Genomic DNA, 18,062 nt, shown 5'->3' with positions numbered 1-18,062 from the left:
TCACGCCTCGGTCAGCGGGCCGTAGGTGTCCGGCCGCCGGTCGCGGTAGAACGCCCACAGGTCCCGGACCTCGGCCAGCAGGCCCATGTCCAGGTCGCGGACGACGATCTCCTCCTCGGTGTCCGACGCGGCGCCGCCGATGAGCTGGCCACGCGGGTCGGCGAAGTAGCTCTGGCCGTAGAACTCGTTGTCTCCCAGCGGTTCCACGCCCACCCGGTTGATCGTGCCGACGAAGTACTCGTTGGCGACGGCGGCCGAGGTCTGCTCCAGCCGCCACAGGTACTCCGACAGCCCGCGGCTGGTGGCCGACGGGTTGAACACGATCTTCGCCCCGGCCAGGCCCAGCGCGCGCCAGCCCTCGGGGAAGTGCCGCTCGTAACAGATGTAGACGCCGATGCGCCCGACGGCGGTGTCGAACACCGGGTAGCCCATGTTGCCGGGCCGGAAGTAGAACTTCTCCCAGAAGCCCTTCACCTGCGGGATGTGGTTCTTGCGGTGCTTGCCCAGGTAGCGGCCGTCGGCGTCGATCACCGCCGCGGTGTTGTAGTAGACGCCGGGCTGCTCGACCTCGTACATCGGCACCACCAGCACGACGCCGTGGCGCTCGGCCACCTCCTGCATCAGCTTCGTCGTCGGCCCGTCCGGGATGGCCTCGGTGTAGGAGTAGTAGTCCGTGTCCTGCACCTGGCAGAAGTACGGCCCGTAGAACAGTTCCTGCAGGCACACCACCTGCGCGCCCTGCGAGGCGGCCGTGCCGATGGCGTCGACCGCCGCCGCGATCATGGACTCCTTGTCACCGGTCCATCGCTGCTGGATCAACCCGGCTCGTACCACGTCGCTCACTGGCTTCCTCCTCGGTTCGGTCGGACTTCGAACTTCCCAGTTGCAGCAGCAGGTAGACGGCGAACGCGCCGGCCAGCCCGGCTGCCCAGCTGTAGTCGTAGAGCGGTTTGAGCAGCGGGATCAGCCCGTCGGCGGGGAACGGCCCCTGCGTGCCCGGTGCGGTGTAGGCGCCGCCGCAGGCGAGCACGCCGCCGACGACCGTCGCCACCAGTGCCTGCCAGCTCCAGCCGGCGCGGAACCAGTACGGCCCGCGCCTGTCCTCGCTGTACAGGGCCGCCAGGTCCAGCTTCGTGCGGCGGACCACCCAGTAGCCCGCGACCAGGACCCCGGCCACCGCGCCGAGCACGCCGCCGTAGAAACCCAGCCAGGCGAAGATGTAGATGCTCGGGTCGGAGTACAGCTTCCACGGCATGATCACCACGCCGATGACGCCGGTGATCAGCCCGCCGACGGCGAAGGTGATCTTGCGCGGGAAGGCGTTGGAGAAGTCGTAGGACGGGCTGACCACGTTGGCCGCCAGGTTCGCCGAGATCGTCGCCAGCACCAGCGCGATGAGCGCGACCACGACGAGCAGCGGGCTGTCGAACCGGTCGGCGAGCTTGGCCGGGTCCCAGATCTCCTCGCCGTAGAGCACCTTGCCGCCGGACGTGGTGAGGATGGCGACGATCGCGATGAACGTCATCGTGGTGGGCAGGCCGAGGATCTGGCCACGCACCTGCTTGCGCTGGCTGCCGCCGAAGCGGGTGAAGTCGGGCATGTTCAGCGACAGCGTCGACCAGAACGCGATCATCGCCATCAGCGCGGGCGCGAACGTCTTCCAGAACTCCGGGCCCCAGCCCAGTTCCGACGGCTCGGACAGGATCGGGCCCAGGCCGCCCGCCTTGACCAGGACGTAGGCGAGCAGGATCAGGAACGCCACCGACACCAGCGGCGCGGTCCAGTTCTCGAAGCGCCGCACGGCTTCCATGCCGCGCCAGATGATCAGCATCTGGATCACCCAGAACACGGCGAAGGACAGCCACAGCGTCCACGGCTGCCCGGCCAGCTCGGGCGCGTTGCGCCAGCCGGAGCCGGTCAGCTTGCCCACCAGGATGTAGATCGCCTCGCCGCCCACCCAGGTCTGGATGCCGAACCAGCCGCAGGCGATGAACGCCCGCAGCAGCGCGGCCAGGTTCGCGCCGCGCATGCCGTAGAAGGCGCGGGCGAACACGGGGAACGGGATGCCGTACTTGGTGCCTGCGTGGCTGTTCAGCAGCATCGGCGCCAGCACGATGATGTTGCCCAGCGTGATGGTCATCAGCGCCTGCACCCAGTCCATCCCCAGCGCGATCAGCGACGCGGCCAGCGCGTAGCTGGGGATGTTGTGCGCCATGCCCATCCACAGCGCGAAGTAGTTGTAGGTGCTCCAGGTGCGGCCGGACACCGGGACGGGTGCCAGCTCGTCGTTGGCGAACCTGCTGCCCTTCAGGGGCGCCGTGTCGGTCAGCTCGACGCGGCCGTCGGCGTGTACGTGCGTGGACCCGCTGGGCTTCATTGCGGAATCCTCGGTCGCGCCGGTGCCCTACGGCAGTGTCAGAATGTGTGCCACGTCACTCAACGGTGAACAGTGTGTGTATTGCCTCGCTCCGCCCAAGCGACCCGAACCGGTCGGGCCGTCGGCGTCTGGACTGACGAGCCCAAAGCTTGCGCAGCAAGCGACGGCGAGGAGGGAAGACGCCGACCGAAGGGCCCGACCGCGCCCGAGCGGAGCGAGGGCAGAAGACTCAGGCTCAAAAGCCGAACACGCCCCGGGACTCTGCCACGGCGACGCAGCGGTTCGGGTAGGTGGTGGCGTACTCGACGCGCTTGCCGTGCCAGTTGCCGCGGGCGTGCACCTCGATCGGCGCGTACTCCAGCGTGCACGCGGCGTCCTCGGACTCGATGCGGGCGAAGTCGCCACCGGCGTCGGACAGCGTTGCGCAGGCCCGGTCCGCGTCGGGGTGGGTGCCGCTGACCGGGTCACAGTGCAGCGTCACGATCGCCGCCGCACCCGAGGACTCGTGCTGGGTCAGGGTGAGCGACGCGTCGCCGGGGGCCGGAGCACCGAGGCAGGCGAGGGTGAGCGCGCACGCGGTGATCGGTTCGAAGGGAAGGAATGCCATATTCGGTTCATCGGCGCTCCGGGCTGATCACCGGACAACTCGACCGTGTGATCAAGTCTCACTCGCCCGGGTTACCCCGGACCTCCTGTGCCAGCAGCGCCACGTGCAGGGACAGCACGGTTTCCGGATCCTCCAGCGACACGCCGAGCACCTGCTCGACACGGGCCAGCTGCTGGTAGTAGGCGGTCCGCGACATGTGCGCGGCCGCCGCGGCAGCCGACTTGTTGCCGCCATGCGCGCAGAAGTACCGCAGCGCCTGGGTCAGCCTGCTGCCCGCCGCCGCGTCCCTGGCCAGCAGCGGGCCCAGCTCGCGGTCGGCGAACGCCTCGACCCGCTCGTCACCGGCGAGCAGGTGCAGCAGCCCGCGCAGGCGGACGTCGCCGAGCCGGTGCACCCCCGCGCCCGGCTCCCGTACCGCGGCCGCCACCTGCCCGGCCTCCAGCAGGCTGTGCCGCACGTCGACGGCCGCCTCGACCGTGCTGCCCGCCGCGATCACCGCCGGTGCCCCGCGCACGGCGTGGTGCACCTCGGCGGCCAGCCGTTCCACGACGGTCTCCGGCTGCGCCTGCGGCGACAGCGCCAGCAGCATCCGCACGCCCGCCGCGCTGCCCACCTCGCCGACCGCGACCAGCGCGCCGATCTTGGCCCGGCGCGCCGCGAGCGCGGCGGCGTCGGCCAGGTCACGCAGCAGCGGCCCGGCCGCGAGGGCGGGCTGGTCGGCGGCGTCGAGCAGCGGCCGGATGGCCAGCCCGATGAGCTGCCGCCCGGACAGCGGCACGCCGAGCGCTCCGGCGCGGGCGACCAGTTCGGCGCCAGGTACCGGGCAGGTCAGCAGTTCGGTCAGTACCGCGCGGTGTGCCTGCCGTTCCAGGCTCTCGCCGTCGCGGGCCACCAGCCGGTGCACCGCCAGCGCGGACGCCGCCCGCTCGGCGACCACGACGTGCCGGTCCGGCGGCGGCTCGGGGCAGAGCACCACCAGCCGTCCCCAGTCGTGGCCACGGGCGCCCACGACGGTGATCAGCCAGCCGCTGCCGGCGTGGTAGCCGGTGCGCTCGCCCAGCTGCACCCGGGCCGAGCGGTCCCGCCAGCCGTCCAGCAGGTCGCCCGGCGGGGTGCCGGCGGCGTCGTAGGCGAGCACCTCGTGCGACAGCGTCTCCAGCACCACCGGATGCTCGGTCGTGCGGGCCACCTCCCGCAGCACCTCCGCGGGCTCGGCACCGGCGACGGTCAGCGCGGTGAACGTCTGGTGCACCCGCTCGGCCGCGCGCAGCTCGCTGACCTGCGCGTCGACGATCAGGCCGTTGACCGTCTCGGTGATGGCGACGAACCGCATCTCCCTGGACAGGGTGACCAGCGGGATCCCGTGCCGTTCCGCGGCGCGGACCAGGGCGGCGGGTGGCGCGTCCGGCCAGTGCTGCACCAGTTCGATGACCAGGCCTGCCACGCCCACCTCGGCCAGTGAGTCGAGGTAGCCGGCCAGCGCGTCCGGGTCGTCGGGCAGCGCGACGCCGGTGGTCAGCACCAGCTCGCCGCCACGCAGCAGGTGGGCGATGTCGATCACCTCGGCCACGTGGGCCCAGCGCACCCGGCGGTCCAGCCCGGCGTTGCCCGCGACCACCCTGGGCCGCCCGTGGCGGATCACCGGGAGGGCGAGCACCTCGGCGACCGTCGGGTACATGCGGCAAACTGTACGGCCGCGAGCCGTAGTCCGTACACGTTGCCGGTGGTGCCCCGCCGGTGGCGGCCCCGACACTGCGCACATGAGCGAATCGGAGCTGCTGAGCAGGCATCGGGCGGTGCTGCCGAACTGGCTGGCGCTGTACTACGACGAGCCGATCGAGATCGCCCACGCGGAGGGGCGGCACGTCACCGACAGCGACGGGGTGACCTACCTCGACTTCTTCGCCGGCATCCTCACCAACGCGATCGGGTACGGCGTCGCCGAGATCTCCGACGCCGTCCGCTCGCAGATCGACACCGGGGTGCTGCACACCTCGACGCTCTACCTCATCCGCAAGCAGGTCGAGCTGGCCGAGCAGATCGCCGAGCTGTCCGGCATCCCGGACGCCAAGGTGTTCTTCACCAACTCCGGCACCGAGGCCAACGAGACGGCGCTGATGCTGGCCACCCAGTACCGCCGCAGCAACCAGGTGCTGGCACTGCGCAACTCCTACCACGGCAGGGCGTTCGCCACCGTCGGCATCACCGGCAACCGTGGCTGGTCGGCCAGCGCGCTGTCGCCGGTGAAGGTGAGCTACGTGCACGGCGGCTACCGCTTCCGCGGCCCGTTCGCCGGGATGTCCGACGCGGACTACATCGCGGCCTGCGTCGACGACCTGCGCGACGTGCTGGCCACCACGACCTCCGGTGACGTCGCGGCGATGATCGCCGAGCCGATCCAGGGCGTCGGCGGGTTCTCCGTGCCGCCGGACGGCCTGTTCGGGGCGTTCAAGGAGGTGCTCGACGAGTACGGCATCCTGCTGATCTCCGACGAGGTGCAGACCGGCTGGGGGCGTACCGGCGAGCACTTCTGGGGCATCCAGGCACACGGCGTCACCCCGGACCTGATGACGTTCGCCAAGGGCCTTGGCAACGGCCTGGCCATCGGCGGCGTCGTCGCGCGCGGCGAGATCATGGACTGCCTGACCGCGAACTCGATCTCCACCTTCGGCGGCAACCCGGTGTCGACGGCCGGGGCGAAGGCGACGCTGGACTACCTGCTGGCACACGACCTGCAGGGCAACGCGGCGAAGCTGGGCGACAAGCTGCTCGGCGGGCTGCGGGACGTCGCCGGACGTTATCCGGTACTGGGTGACGTCCGGGGCAAGGGGCTGATGATCGGCCTGGAACTGGTCGGCCGCGGTGGTGACCCGGCGCCGGGCGCGGCCGGCCGGGTGCTGGAGGAGACGAAGTCGCGTGGCCTGCTCGTGGGCAAGGGCGGGCTGCACGGCAACGTCATCCGGCTCGCGCCGCCGATGACGCTGACCGAGGAGGAGGCCGACGAGGCACTGTCCATTCTGGACGCTTCGGTGGCCGTGGCGGACCGGGAGGTCTCCTGATGGTGGAACGGATCAGCCACTGGATCGACGGCAAGCCGTGGTCGGGGGTGGCGCAGCGCACCGGCGACGTGTTCGACCCGGCGACCGGGGAGATCCGGTCCCATGTGGACTTCGCCGCGCCCGAGCAGGTCGCCGAGGCGGTCGACGCGGCCGCGCGGGCGCTGCCGGGCTGGCGGTCGGCGTCGCTGGCGGCACGCACCCGGATCCTGTTCGCCTTCCGCGAGCTGCTGGCCGCACGCAAGCACGAGCTGGCCAGGATCGTGACGTCCGAGCACGGCAAGGTGGAGTCCGACGCGGCGGGCGAGATCGCGCGGGCGATCGAGAACGTCGAGTACGCCTGCGGTGCGGCGGCGCACCTGAAGGGCGGCTTCAGCGAGAACGCGTCCACCGGCGTCGACGTGTACTCGATCGCCCAGCCATTGGGCGTGGTCGGCGTGATCTCGCCGTTCAACTTCCCGGCGATGGTGCCGCTGTGGTTCGTGCCCAACGCGCTGGCGTGCGGCAACACCGTGGTGCTCAAGCCGAGCGAGAAGGACCCGTCGGCGGCGAACTTCATCGCGGAGCTGTTCGCCGAGGCGGGGCTGCCCGCGGGCGTGCTCAACGTGCTGCACGGCGACAAGGTGGCCGTCGACGGGCTGCTGGAGCACCCCACGGTGAAGGCGGTGTCGTTCGTCGGCTCGACGCCGGTGGCGCGCTACGTCTACGAGACCGGAACCCGCAACGGCAAACGGGTGCAGGCACTGGGCGGGGCGAAGAACCACATGGTGGTGCTGCCCGACGCCGACCTCGACCTGGCGGCCGACGCCGCCGTGTCGGCCGGGTTCGGCTCGGCGGGGGAGCGGTGCATGGCCGTGTCGGTCGTGGTGGCCGTCGACCCGGTCGGCGACGAGCTGGTCGCCAGGATCGCCGAGCGGATGGGCAGGCTGCGGGTCGGCGACGGCAGGCGGGAGTCGTCGGAGATGGGCCCGCTGGTGACCGCCGCGCACCGCGCCCGGGTTGAGTCCTATGTGGACGCCGGGGCGAGCGCGGGCGCGACGCTGGTGGTGGACGGCCGCGAGGTCACCGTCGACGGCGCGGACGGCGGCTTCTGGCTGGGGCCGACGCTGTTCGACCACGTCGGCACGGACATGCCGGTCTACACCGACGAGATCTTCGGCCCGGTGCTGTCGGTGGTGCGCACGCCCAGCTACGACGCCGCGCTGGACCTGGTCAACGCCAACGCCTACGGCAACGGCACGGCGATCTTCACCTGCGACGGCGGGGCCGCGCGGCGGTTCCAGAACGAGGTCGAGGTCGGCATGGTGGGCGTCAACGTGCCGATCCCGGTGCCGGTCGGCTACTACTCGTTCGGCGGCTGGAAGGACTCGCTGTTCGGCGACACCCACGCCTACGGCCCGGAAGGCCTGCACTTCTTCACCAGGACGAAGGTGGTCACCTCCCGCTGGCTCGACCCCAGCCATGGCGGAGTGAATCTGGGCTTCCCGCGCAACACCTGACCGGGTGAACGTGGGAGCAAGGGAGCTTTACTCTCGTCTTAGGGTAGTAAAGCTCCCTTGCTCCTTTACGGAAGTGGCGCGTGGGGCTCACGGGACTCATGTGACTGCTGAGGCGGTTCGCGGCGGCGGGTGTCCTGGGCCCGTTCCGGTCCCATCGGGCACGCTCCGTAGCCGGATTCGCCACGTTCGAGATAACCCATCGCGCCGCCGGCGGAACCGGCCGCACAACTCGCCGCGCACCCGCACCGGCCGCGGGCCATTAAGCTGGACACCGGACGCGGAGCGGACGGGAGGTGCCACGGTGGCCAACACGGAAGAGCGGCGGTTCGAGGTCCTGCGGGCGATCGTCGCCGACTACGTGTCCCATCAGGAGCCGGTGGGCTCCAAGGCCATCGTCGACCGGCACAACCTCGGTGTGTCCAGCGCCACAGTCCGCAACGACATGGCGGCGCTGGAGGAGGAGGGCTACATCACCCAGCCCCACACCAGCGCCGGCCGCATCCCCACCGACAAGGGCTACCGGGTCTTCGTCGACCGGCTGTCCGAGATCAAGCCGCTGTCCGGCGCCGAGCGCAGGGCCATCACCCAGTTCCTCGACGGCGCCCTCGACATCGACGACGTGCTGCGCCGCTCCGTCCGGCTGCTCGCGCAGCTGACCAGGCAGGTCGCCGTCATCCAGTACCCGATGCTCGCCAACGCCTCGGTGCGCCACCTCGAAGTGGTCCCGCTGACCCCGGCCCGGCTCATGCTCGTGCTCATCACCGACACCGGCCGCGTCGACCAGCGCACCGTCGACCTCGGCGACGTCATCACCGAGGACCAGGTCGCCCGGCTGCGCTCGGTGCTCAACTCGGCACTCGGCGGGCGCAGGCTGACCGAAGCCGCGGCCGAGGTCGCCGAACTGCCCGACCAGGCCCCGGCCGACCTGCGCGGCATGCTCACCAGGGTCGCCACCGTGCTCGTCGAGTCGCTGGTCGAACACCCGGAGGAACGGCTGGTCCTCGGCGGCACCGCCAACCTCACCCGCAACGCCGCCGACTTCCCCGGATCGCTGCGGCAGGTGCTCGAAGCGCTGGAGGAACAGGTCGTCGTTCTCAAGCTGCTCGCGGCCGCACGCAACCCCGGTGCCGTCACCGTGCGCATCGGTGAGGAAAATGAGGACGAGCAGATGCGCAGTACCTCGGTCGTGTCGATCGGGTACGGAGGCAACGACACGTTGCTCGGCGGGATGGGGATCGTCGGGCCGACTCGGATGGACTACCCGAGCACCATCGCTGCGGTGCGCGCGGTCGCCAACTACGTCGGCCAGATCCTCTCCGGCCGGTAGCGGCTTTCACAGGAGGACGGGCGAGACGGTGGCACGGGACTACTACGGCATTCTCGGGGTGGCGAAGAACGCGACCGATCAGGAGATCAAGCGCGCGTACCGCAAGCTGGCCCGCGAACTGCACCCCGACGTCAACCCCGCCGAGGACGCGCGCAGCCGCTTCGCCGAGGTCACCACGGCCTACGAGGTGCTGTCCGACCCGCAGAAACGCAAGATCGTCGACCTCGGCGGCGACCCGATGGACAACGGCGCGAGTGCCGGTGCCGGGCGCGACCCGTTCGCCGGCTTCGGCGGCCTCGGCGACATCATGGACGCCTTCTTCGGCGCCGCGGGCGGCGGCGGACGCGGGCGTGGCCCGCGCAGCCGCGTGCAGCCCGGCGCCGACGCCCTCATCCGCATCGGCCTCACCCTCGAGGAGTGCGCGACCGGCGTCGACAAGGAACTGACCGTCGACACCGCCGTCGTCTGCGACCTGTGCCACGGCGCGGGCACCGCCGAGGGCGGCAAGGTCGTCACCTGCGACACCTGCGGCGGCCAGGGCGAGGTCCAGTCGGTGCAGCGCTCGTTCCTCGGCCAGGTCGTCACCGCGCGGCCCTGCCCGGTGTGCCGGGGCTTCGGCGAGGTCATCACCGACCCGTGCCGCCAGTGCGCGGGCGAGGGCCGCGTGCGGTCCCGCCGCACGATCACCGCGAAGATCCCCGCCGGCGTCGGCGACGGCATGCGCATCCGGCTGTCCGGACAGGGCGAGGTCGGCCCGGGCGGCGGCCCGGCAGGCGACCTGTACGTCGAGGTCGACGAGGCCCCGCACGACCTGTTCGTCCGGCAGGGCAGCGACCTGCACTGCAACCTGCGCATCCCGATGACCACCGCGGCGCTCGGCGCCACCCTGCCGCTGGACACGCTGATCGACGGCGAGCAGGACCTGGAGATCGACCCGGGCACCCAGCCCGGCACCGAACTGCTCCTGCCCGGCAAGGGAATGCCGCGCCTGCGTTCCTCCGGCCGCGTCGACGGCCGCGGCGACCTGCACGTCCACATCGACGTCGTCGTCCCCACCAAACTCGACGAGGGACAGCGCGACCTGCTGCGCCAGCTCGCCGAGCGCCGCGGCGAGGAACTGCCCAGCCTCGCCGGCAACGGCAGCAAGCACGGCGGGCTGTTCGCCAAGCTGCGCTCCCGCAGCCACCGGTGAGCGGCACCACGCCACCGGTCTTCCTGGTCGACCGGCTGCCCGCCGGCGAGACCACCGTGCTCGACGGCGACGAGGCCCGCCACGCCGCCACCGTGCGCAGGCTGCGCCCGGGGGAGACCCTCGTGCTCACCGACGGCGCCGGTGAACTCGCCGAATGCGTCGTCGACACCGTCCGTCCCGGCCGCGACGCCACCCTCGGCCTCACCGTCGGCCGCCGCTGGCACGAGGCCCGGCCCGAACCCCAGGTCGTGCTCGCGCAGGGCCTGATCAAGGGCGACCGCGGCGAACTCGCCGTCGAACTGGCCACCGAAGCGGGCGTCGACGCCGTACTGCCCTGGCAGGCAAGCCGCAGCATCGCCCGCTGGGACGACGGCCCACGCGGCGACAAGGCACTGGCCCGGTGGCGGGCCACCGCCCGCGCCGCCGCCAAACAGGCCCGCCGCGGCCGGCTGCCCGAGGTCAGCCCGCCGGTCGGCACAGCGGGCCTGGCCGACCGCGTCCGCGCCGCCGCCGCGGCCCTGGTCCTCGACGCCACCGCGGACACCCGCCTCGCGGACGCCGAACTGCCCCGGTCCGGCGAACTCGTCCTCGTCGTCGGCCCGGAAGGCGGCATCACCGCCGACGAACTGCGCACCCTCACCGAAGCCGGCGCCCGGCCGGTCCGGCTCGGCCCCACCGTGTTGCGGGCATCCACGGCCGGCGCGGTGGCGTTGGGTGCACTCGGCGCAATAACCGACCGCTGGTCGTAAAAATGGCTGTGCCGGTGGCGCAACCCCATTGACAACCGTTACTGTGGTTAACCAAGGCAGCACACACGGTTTCCCTAGGAACAGAGCCCGAGTGCTGATGTCCCCGCCGGACACCTCCCCCCTCGGTCCGGCGGAGCCGCGGCAGCGGTGGAGCGACCCCCAGGCTTCACCGCGCCGCGGCGTCTACTCGGTGGCTGCGCCACCTTCGCTCCCCGCGGTTCCGCGTCGTCTCTGGGGGCCGAGCCCCCAGACCCCCACGGTGCGTGCTCCTCGTCCTGACTGCGTGGTCGCGTCGTGCGTTGACCAGCGTGGGCTTTGCTCGGGCCTGGCGGCCCTCGCTCGCCGTGGGGGCGTTGCTCGGGCCTGGGGGCCCTCGCTCGCCGGGACGTTCCCACCCACTCACCCGCGCGGCCCCGGTTCCAAGCACGTGAAGGCCACCTTCATTACGTGTCACGTGGTGAAGGTGGCCTTCACGTGCCGTGAAGGGGCTTGGTGAGGGCACTAGGGTGGGCGCCATGAGTGACGCGGACGAGTTGTTCCTCAAGATCATCGCGCGGGAGATCCCGGCGGAGATCGTGCACGAGACCGAGACCACCCTGGCGTTCCGGGACATCGCGCCACAGGCCAGGGTGCACGTGCTGGTCGTGCCCAAGACGCGGTACCGCAACCTCGCCGAGCTGGCCGCCGCCGACCCGCAGCTGCTCGCCGACGTCGTCGCCACCTGCGCCACCGTCGCCGAGAAGGAAGGCATCACCGGGTCCGGCTACCGGGTGGTCTTCAACACCGACAGCGACGCCGGGCAGACGGTCTTCCACGTCCACGCGCACGTCCTCGGTGGTGAGCCGCTCGCCCACTTCGGCGGGCCCGGCAGGTAACCACCTGCGCCGCACGCACCCCACCCGCTAGCATCGAAGGCGTCCAGACGTACCCGAGAAGCAGCAGAAAGCAGGCCCGAGGCTCAGTGGCCGGTACCGCACAGGGCGGAGCAGCCCGATCCGACGTCCCGCCGGACGTCCCCCAGCCCGACTCCACACCCGGCACCGCTCAGGCCGCACAGTCCCGGTTCCCCATCCCGGACGCCGCCGTGCTCACGCTGCTCGGGTCACGCGACGAGAACCTGCGGGTCGCCGAGGAACTCCTCGCCGCCGACGTCCACGTCCGCGGCAACGAGGTCACCCTCACCGGCGTCCCCGCCGACGTCGCCTTCGCCGAGCGGGTCTTCGCCGAGCTGGTCACCCTCGCCGGACGCGGCCAGCAGGTCGGGCCGGACACCGTGCGGCGCACCATCGGCATGCTGTCCTCCGGCGGCGCCGAGTCGCCCGCCGACGTGCTCAGCCTGGACATCCTGTCCCGCCGCGGCCGCACCATCCGGCCCAAGACGCTGAACCAGAAGAAGTACGTCGACGCCATCGACAAGCACACCGTCGTCTTCGGCATCGGCCCCGCCGGCACCGGCAAGACCTACCTGGCCATGGCCAAGGCCGTGCAGGCACTGCAGGCCAAGCAGGTCACCCGGATCGTGCTCACCCGCCCGGCCGTCGAGGCCGGCGAGCGGCTGGGCTACCTGCCCGGCACGCTCAACGAGAAGATCGACCCCTACCTGCGCCCGCTCTACGACGCGCTGCACGACATGGTCGACCCCGAGTCCATCCCGCGGCTCACCCAGGCCGGGACCATCGAGATCGCGCCGCTGGCCTACATGCGCGGCCGCACCCTCAACGATGCGTTCATCATCCTCGACGAGGCGCAGAACACCACGCCGGAACAGATGAAGATGTTCCTCACCCGCCTCGGGTTCGGCTCCAAGATCGTCGTCACCGGCGACATCACCCAGGTCGACCTGCCCAGCGGCCAGCGCAGCGGCCTGCGGGTCGTGCGTGACATCCTCGACGGCGTCGAGGACCTGCACTTCGCCACCCTGACCAGCCAGGACGTGGTGCGGCACAAGCTGGTCGGCGACATCGTCGACGCCTACGAGAAGTGGCAGGCCGCCCAGGACGCCGAGCCGGCCAACGGCTGGAAGGGCCGTCGGTGAGCATCGAGATCGCCAACGAGTCCGGCGTCGGCGTCGACGAGGCGTCGATCGTGTCCGCCGCCCGCTTCGCGCTGGACAAGATGGAGGTCAGCCCGCTGGCCGAGCTGTCGGTCCTGCTGGTCACCCTCGACGTCATGGAGGACCTGCACGAACGGTGGATGGACCTGCCCGGCCCCACCGACGTCATGGCCTTCCCCATGGACGAGCTGGAATCCACCCGGCGCCCGGACGCCGCCGACGCCTCGCCCGCGCTGCTCGGTGACATCGTGCTGTGCCCGGCCTTCGCCAGGGACCAGGCCCGCACCGCGGGCCACACCCTCATGGACGAACTGCACCTGCTCACCGTCCACGGCGTGCTGCACCTGCTCGGCTACGACCACGCCGAACCGGCCGAGGAGAAGGAGATGTTCGGCCTGCAGAAGCGCATCCTTGGCGAGTTCCGTGCCGCGACCGCGGCCGTCCAGCGGCAGAACGCCCAGCGCAGCGCCGACGACCGCGTCCTGGGCACCGCAGGCCTCGACAGCGCCACGGACGACCCCGGCACAGCCGGCTGACCATGTCCGGCTCCACCGGCCTGCTCGTCCTCGCCGTCACCCTCGTCCTGCTCGGCGGCCTGTTCGCCGCGGCCGACGCCGCCGTCAGCGCGGTCTCGCTGGCCAGGGCCGAAGGCCTGGTCCGGCTCGGCCGCACCGGCGCCCGCCAGCTCGTCGCCGTCATCGGCGAACGCCGCAGGCACATCAACCTGCTGCTCCTGCTGCGGCTGGGCTGCGAGGTGACCTCGACGGTCCTGGTCACCATCGTCTTCCTGCGCTGGATCCAGCCGGTCGCGCTGGCCGTGCTCGTCGCCGGTGTGGTCATGGTCGTCGTCAGCTACGTCATCGTCGGCGTCGGCCCGCGCACCATCGGCCGCCAGCACCCCTACCGGGTCGGCACGCTGCTCGCCGGACCGGTCCGTGTGCTCGGCACCGTGCTCGGCCCGCTCAGCCGCCTGCTGATCCTGCTGGGCAACGCCATCACCCCCGGCAAGGGCTTCCGCGAAGGCCCGTTCACCACCGAGGTCGAGCTGCGGGAACTGGTCGACCTCGCCCAGGAACGCGGCGTCGTCGAGGACTCCGAGCGGGAGATGATCCACTCCGTGTTCGAGCTGGGCGACACCGTCGCCCGCGAGGTCATGGTCCCGCGCACCGAGATCGTCTGGATCGAACGGGACAAGACCGTGCGCCAGGCGCTGGCCCTGTCGCTGCGCAGCGGGTTCTCCCGGCTGCCGGTGATCGACGAGTCCGTCGACGACATCGTCGGCGTGGTCAACATCAAGGACCTCGCCAGCGCCGCCATGCAGCAGGACGGGCCCGCCCGCCAGGTCGGCGAGCTGATGAACGAGGCCGGCTTCGTCCCCGACTCCAAACGGCTCGACGAGCTGCTGCGGGAAATGCAGCTGTCCCGCAACCACATGGCCGTCGCCGTCGACGAGTACGGCGGCACCGCCGGCCTGCTCACCATCGAGGACATCCTCGAGGAGATCGTCGGCGAGATCACCGACGAGTCCGACACCGAGGAACGCCCGCCCGTCGAGTACCTCGACGACCGGTCCGTCCGGGTGTCCGCGCGGCTCGGCGTGGACGACCTCGGCGAACTGTTCGGACTGGAACTGGACGACCACGACGTCGAGACCGTCGGCGGCCTGCTCGCTCAGCGCCTCGGCCGGGTACCGCTGCCCGGCGCGGAAGCCGAGGTCGCCGGGCTGCGGCTGCACGCCGAAGGCGGCAAGGACCGGCGCGGCCGCATGCGCATCACCACCGTCGTCGTCCGGGCCGACGACGAACGCCTCGCCGGCAGGCGCCTGCGGGTGCCCCGGCCGGACAACACCGACGAACGGAGCGTGGAACATGCCTGAACCCCTGGACGCCGAGGACGAGAAGCTGGTCATCCTGGCCCGCTCGGCACGCGCCCGCACCGGCGCCGAGGAGGGCGCCGCCGTCCGCGACACCGACGGCCGCACCTACGCCGCCGCCACCGTCGACCTGCCCTCGCTCAAGCTCACCGCGCTGCAGGCCGCCGTCGCCGCGGCCGTGTCCAGCGGGGCCGAGGGCCTGGAGGCCGCCGCCGTCGTCGGTGCCGAGCCGGTGTTCCGCGAGGCGTCCGTGCACGCCGTGCGTGACCTCTCCGACCGCGCCCCCGTCTACCGCGCCGACCCCGGTGGCACCGTCCAGGAGGTCCTGCGCTGAGCCGCCGGGCACCGGTACGTGAGAATGCACCGATGAGCACCACGCACCGCTCCGGGTTCGCCTGCTTCGTCGGCCGTCCCAACGCCGGCAAGTCGACGCTGACCAACGCCCTCGTCGGCACCAAGGTCGCGATCACGTCGAGCAAGCCCCAGACCACCCGGCACGCGGTCCGCGGCATCGTCCACCGGCCCGACGCCCAGCTGGTCATTGTGGACACTCCTGGCCTGCACCGGCCCCGCACGCTGCTCGGCCAGCGGCTCAACGACATCGTGCACTCGACCTGGTCCGAAGTGGACGTCGTCGGGTTCTGCGTGCCGGCCAACGAGAAGATCGGCCCCGGTGACCGGTTCATCGCCGGTGAGCTGGCCAAGATCGCGCGGCGGACCCCGGTGGTCGGCGTGGTCACCAAAACCGACCTGGTGCCCCCGGACGCGGTCGCCGCGCAGCTGCTGGCCCTGCAGGAGGTCATGGAGTTCGCCGACCTGGTTCCGGTGTCGGCCGTCGACGGCTTCCAGGTCGGCACCGTGGCCGACCTGCTGGTCGGCAAGCTGCCCGAGGGCCCGCCGCTCTACCCCGACGGCGAGCTGACCGACGAGCCGGAGCAGACACTGGTGGCCGAGCTGATCCGCGAGGCCGCGCTGGAAGGCGTCCGCGACGAGCTGCCGCACTCGATCGCGGTCACCGTCGAGGAGATGCTGCCCCGCGAGGGCCGCGACGATCTGGTGGACGTGCACGCACTGCTCTACGTCGAGCGGCCCAGCCAGAAGGGGATCATCCTCGGGCACCAGGGGCAGCGGCTGCGGCAGGTCGGCGCCGAGGCGCGCAGGCAGATCGAGGCGCTGCTGGGCAGCAAGGTCTACCTCGACCTGCACATCAAGGTGGCCAAGGACTGGCAGCGCGACCCGAAGCAGCTCCGCCGTCTGGGCTTCTAGGCGGTTCGCCCGTGCGGGTGCCAGGTCCTGGGTTAGGGTCTGGGCGGCTCAGCAGCAACAGGGGAGACGCACGTGACCGACCCATACGGCGGCAACTACGGGCAGTACGGCCCGGGCACGGGTGGCTATCCGCAGTACCCCTACGGCGGGCCACCGCAGGGGCCGCCTCCGGAGAACAACCTGGTCTGGGCGATCCTGTCCACCGTGATGTGCTGTCCGCCGCTGGGCATCGTGGCGATCGTCAAGGCCAGCGAGGTCAACGGCCTCTGGGCGCAGGGGCAGTTCGAGGCGGCGCACCGGGCGGCGGACGCGGCCAAGAAGTGGTCGATCTGGTCGGCCCTCAGCCTGGTCATCTTCGCCCTGCTCTATCTGCTGTTCATCGTGTTCATGATCTTCGTGATCGGCGGCGTGACATGGAGCCAGCTCGTCCCGTGACCGTTACCCACCCCGTCTACACCGGTGCCCCGGCAGCCGACTGGCGCGGCCGGCTGCGCCGGATCGGCCCCGTCGTGGCGCTGGCCGCCGGCGGTGCGGCCTGCTGCGGGTTCGTGCTGTGGGCCGACCCCACGACACCCGGTGGCCTGCTGCCGCCCTGTCCCACCAAGACGCTCACCGGCATCATCTGCCCAGGCTGCGGCGGTACCCGCATGATGTACAGCCTGCTCCGCGGCGACCTGCCGGCAGCCCTGCACTACAACGCCGTGTCGCTGGTGTTCGTGCTGCTGTTCTGCTGGAGTATTGCCGCGTGGGCGGTTGGCCGCTGGCGGGGCAGACCGGTGAACAGCTGGCTGCACTGGCGGTGGACGCCGTTGATCTGCGCCGTCGTACTCGGCGGCTGGTTCATCGTGCGGAATCTGCCGTTCCCGCCGTTCGACACACTGTACGTCTGACGCTTTCCGACGAGGGGAATTTCGTTGAGCAACCCGACCGGTCCGCAGGATCAGCCGGAACCGACCACCCGCATTCCGCCGCCCCCGGCGCCTGGTACGCCCGACGGGGCGACCCAGCGAGTCGGCTCCGGCGCGTTCGCCGAGGCCGAAGCCACCCAGGTCGTGCGTCCCCCCGCCGGTGGGCAGCCCGCGGACGGCCCGACGCAGCGCGTCACGCCGGAGGCGATGCCCGGACAGCAGGGGCCGCCCCAGTCCGGACCGGTACCCCAGGCGCAGCAGCCTGCGTCGGCCCCGCCGAACCCGTTCGCGCCCCAGCCCGGGGCCCAGCCGCCGTCGGCGCCGTTCCCCGCGCAGCCCGCGCCGGTGCCCCAGGCCCAGCCCGCTCCGCCGCAGCAGCCCGGGCAGCCCCCGGCCAACCCGTTCGGCCAGCCCGGCCAGCAGGCGCCGGCTAACCCGTTCGGCGGGCAGCCCGGTGGCGCGCCGCCGTTCGGCGCCAGCCCGTTCCCCGGCCAGGCCGCCCCCGCCGGCGGGCAGCAGCTGGCCCACTGGGGCCAGCGGGTCGGTGCCTACCTGATCGACATGGGACCGATGCTGGCGCTGGTCCTGATCGGCGGGCTGGTGATGTTCGCCAGCATCACCTTCGGCACCATCCTCATGGTGCTGGGCTGGCTGGGCGGGATCGCCTGGAACATCTTCAACAGGTGGATCCAGGCAGGCAACACCGGCCAGTCGCTGGGCAAGAAGATGGTCGGGATCAAGCTCGTCGGCGAGCAGACCGGCCAGCCGATCGGCGCCGGGCAGGCGTTCCTGCGCGACCTGTGCCACGCCCTGGACAACGCGGCCTGCAGCATCGGCTACCTGTGGCCGCTGTGGGACGAGAAGAGCCAGACGTTCGCTGACAAGATCCTCAAGACCGTCGTCGTCGTGGTGCCGAAGACCGGCATGCCGCCCGGCCCCGGATTCGGCCAGCAGCAGCCGTACGGCGCCATGGGCCAGCAGCCCGGTTTCGGTCAGTCACCGCCCGCGCCGTTCCAGTGAGTACCCGGCGGGGTGGAACGTTCCGCCCCGCCGTCTCGTCTCAGCCGGTGGCGTGTGCGATCACCCGACCGAGTACGCTCCCGCCGACCGACCTGGTCGGCCGGAACAGCTAGTTTTGTTCATCGACTTTCGCAG

At 71.5% G+C, this 18,062-nt stretch carries 18 protein-coding genes; 14 read left to right on the top strand and 4 right to left on the bottom strand.

Going from position 1 to position 18,062, the window contains the following annotated elements; genetic code table 11:
* From EWH70_RS29155 to EWH70_RS29140, 4 genes are all read right to left on the bottom strand, one after another.
* Positions 1-843 carry a nitrilase-related carbon-nitrogen hydrolase gene (locus tag EWH70_RS29155; RefSeq protein ID WP_130478760.1) on the bottom strand — a complete coding sequence of 281 codons (843 nt, stop codon included), beginning with the start codon at positions 841-843 and terminating at the stop codon, positions 1-3.
* Positions 794-2,377, bottom strand: a complete 1,584-nt coding sequence (locus EWH70_RS29150; protein ID WP_130478759.1) for an NCS1 family nucleobase:cation symporter-1 — start codon at positions 2,375-2,377, stop codon at positions 794-796. Before EWH70_RS29150 ends, EWH70_RS29155 begins: the two co-directional genes overlap by 50 nt.
* Positions 2,378-2,612: 235 nt before the next feature.
* Positions 2,613-2,984, bottom strand: coding sequence for an SSI family serine proteinase inhibitor (locus EWH70_RS29145; protein WP_130478758.1), 372 nt, complete (start codon positions 2,982-2,984; stop codon positions 2,613-2,615).
* 58 nt (positions 2,985-3,042) lie between these two features.
* On the bottom strand, positions 3,043-4,662 hold the full coding sequence (locus EWH70_RS29140) for a PucR family transcriptional regulator (protein WP_130478757.1): 1,620 nt from the start codon (positions 4,660-4,662) through the stop codon (positions 3,043-3,045).
* An 82-nt stretch (positions 4,663-4,744) separates the two neighbouring features.
* Here EWH70_RS29140 and EWH70_RS29135 point away from each other — a divergent pair, with 82 nt between their 5' ends.
* The 14 genes from EWH70_RS29135 to EWH70_RS29070 all read left to right on the top strand — a co-directional run bounded on the left by EWH70_RS29135 (position 4,745) and on the right by EWH70_RS29070 (position 17,927).
* On the top strand, positions 4,745-6,043 hold the full coding sequence (locus EWH70_RS29135) for an aspartate aminotransferase family protein (RefSeq protein ID WP_130478756.1): 1,299 nt from the start codon (positions 4,745-4,747) through the stop codon (positions 6,041-6,043).
* Positions 6,043-7,539 carry a CoA-acylating methylmalonate-semialdehyde dehydrogenase gene (locus EWH70_RS29130; RefSeq protein WP_130478755.1) on the top strand — a complete coding sequence of 499 codons (1,497 nt, stop codon included), beginning with the start codon at positions 6,043-6,045 and terminating at the stop codon, positions 7,537-7,539. The genes EWH70_RS29135 and EWH70_RS29130 overlap by 1 nt, the downstream gene beginning before the upstream one ends.
* A 301-nt stretch (positions 7,540-7,840) precedes the next feature.
* Positions 7,841-8,866 (top strand): heat-inducible transcriptional repressor HrcA, encoded by a 1,026-nt coding sequence (gene hrcA, locus EWH70_RS29125; protein ID WP_130478754.1) that lies wholly within the window; start codon positions 7,841-7,843, stop codon positions 8,864-8,866.
* Between the two features lie 28 nt (positions 8,867-8,894).
* A complete protein-coding gene (dnaJ, locus tag EWH70_RS29120; RefSeq protein ID WP_130478753.1) occupies positions 8,895-10,058 on the top strand; it encodes a molecular chaperone DnaJ in 1,164 nt (387 codons plus the stop codon).
* Positions 10,055-10,807 (top strand): 16S rRNA (uracil(1498)-N(3))-methyltransferase, encoded by a 753-nt coding sequence (locus EWH70_RS29115; RefSeq protein WP_130478752.1) that lies wholly within the window; start codon positions 10,055-10,057, stop codon positions 10,805-10,807. Before dnaJ ends, EWH70_RS29115 begins: the two co-directional genes overlap by 4 nt.
* A 515-nt stretch (positions 10,808-11,322) precedes the next feature.
* Positions 11,323-11,682, top strand: coding sequence for a histidine triad nucleotide-binding protein (locus EWH70_RS29110; protein WP_130478751.1), 360 nt, complete (start codon positions 11,323-11,325; stop codon positions 11,680-11,682).
* A gap of 86 nt (positions 11,683-11,768) precedes the next feature.
* Positions 11,769-12,842 (top strand): PhoH family protein, encoded by a 1,074-nt coding sequence (locus EWH70_RS29105; RefSeq protein ID WP_130478750.1) that lies wholly within the window; start codon positions 11,769-11,771, stop codon positions 12,840-12,842.
* On the top strand, positions 12,839-13,396 hold the full coding sequence (gene ybeY / locus EWH70_RS29100) for an rRNA maturation RNase YbeY (RefSeq protein WP_130478749.1): 558 nt from the start codon (positions 12,839-12,841) through the stop codon (positions 13,394-13,396). The genes EWH70_RS29105 and ybeY overlap by 4 nt, the downstream gene beginning before the upstream one ends.
* Positions 13,397-13,398: 2 nt before the next feature.
* Positions 13,399-14,736: a hemolysin family protein gene (locus EWH70_RS29095; RefSeq protein WP_130478748.1), complete on the top strand. Its 1,338-nt coding sequence runs from the start codon at positions 13,399-13,401 to the stop codon at positions 14,734-14,736.
* Positions 14,729-15,067, top strand: coding sequence for a cytidine deaminase (locus tag EWH70_RS29090; RefSeq protein WP_130478747.1), 339 nt, complete (start codon positions 14,729-14,731; stop codon positions 15,065-15,067). The genes EWH70_RS29095 and EWH70_RS29090 overlap by 8 nt, the downstream gene beginning before the upstream one ends.
* Positions 15,068-15,099: 32 nt before the next feature.
* Positions 15,100-15,999, top strand: a complete 900-nt coding sequence (gene era / locus EWH70_RS29085) for a GTPase Era (protein ID WP_130478746.1) — start codon at positions 15,100-15,102, stop codon at positions 15,997-15,999.
* 72 nt (positions 16,000-16,071) lie between these two features.
* Complete coding sequence (locus EWH70_RS36345) at positions 16,072-16,434, top strand: CD225/dispanin family protein (protein ID WP_130478745.1); 363 nt, start codon at positions 16,072-16,074, stop codon at positions 16,432-16,434.
* Entirely contained in the window at positions 16,431-16,889 is a 459-nt protein-coding gene (locus EWH70_RS29075; RefSeq protein WP_240687292.1) for a DUF2752 domain-containing protein, read from the top strand. The genes EWH70_RS36345 and EWH70_RS29075 overlap by 4 nt, the downstream gene beginning before the upstream one ends.
* A 24-nt stretch (positions 16,890-16,913) precedes the next feature.
* Positions 16,914-17,927 (top strand): RDD family protein, encoded by a 1,014-nt coding sequence (locus tag EWH70_RS29070; RefSeq protein ID WP_205669306.1) that lies wholly within the window; start codon positions 16,914-16,916, stop codon positions 17,925-17,927.
* The last annotated feature ends 135 nt before the right edge of the window (positions 17,928-18,062 follow it).

This window comes from Amycolatopsis suaedae (assembly GCF_004214935.1).
Lineage (GTDB): Bacteria > Actinomycetota > Actinomycetes > Mycobacteriales > Pseudonocardiaceae > Amycolatopsis > Amycolatopsis suaedae.
The sequence above is the reverse complement of the archived record's forward strand: the minus strand, read 5'-3'. Positions and strand labels throughout refer to the sequence as shown.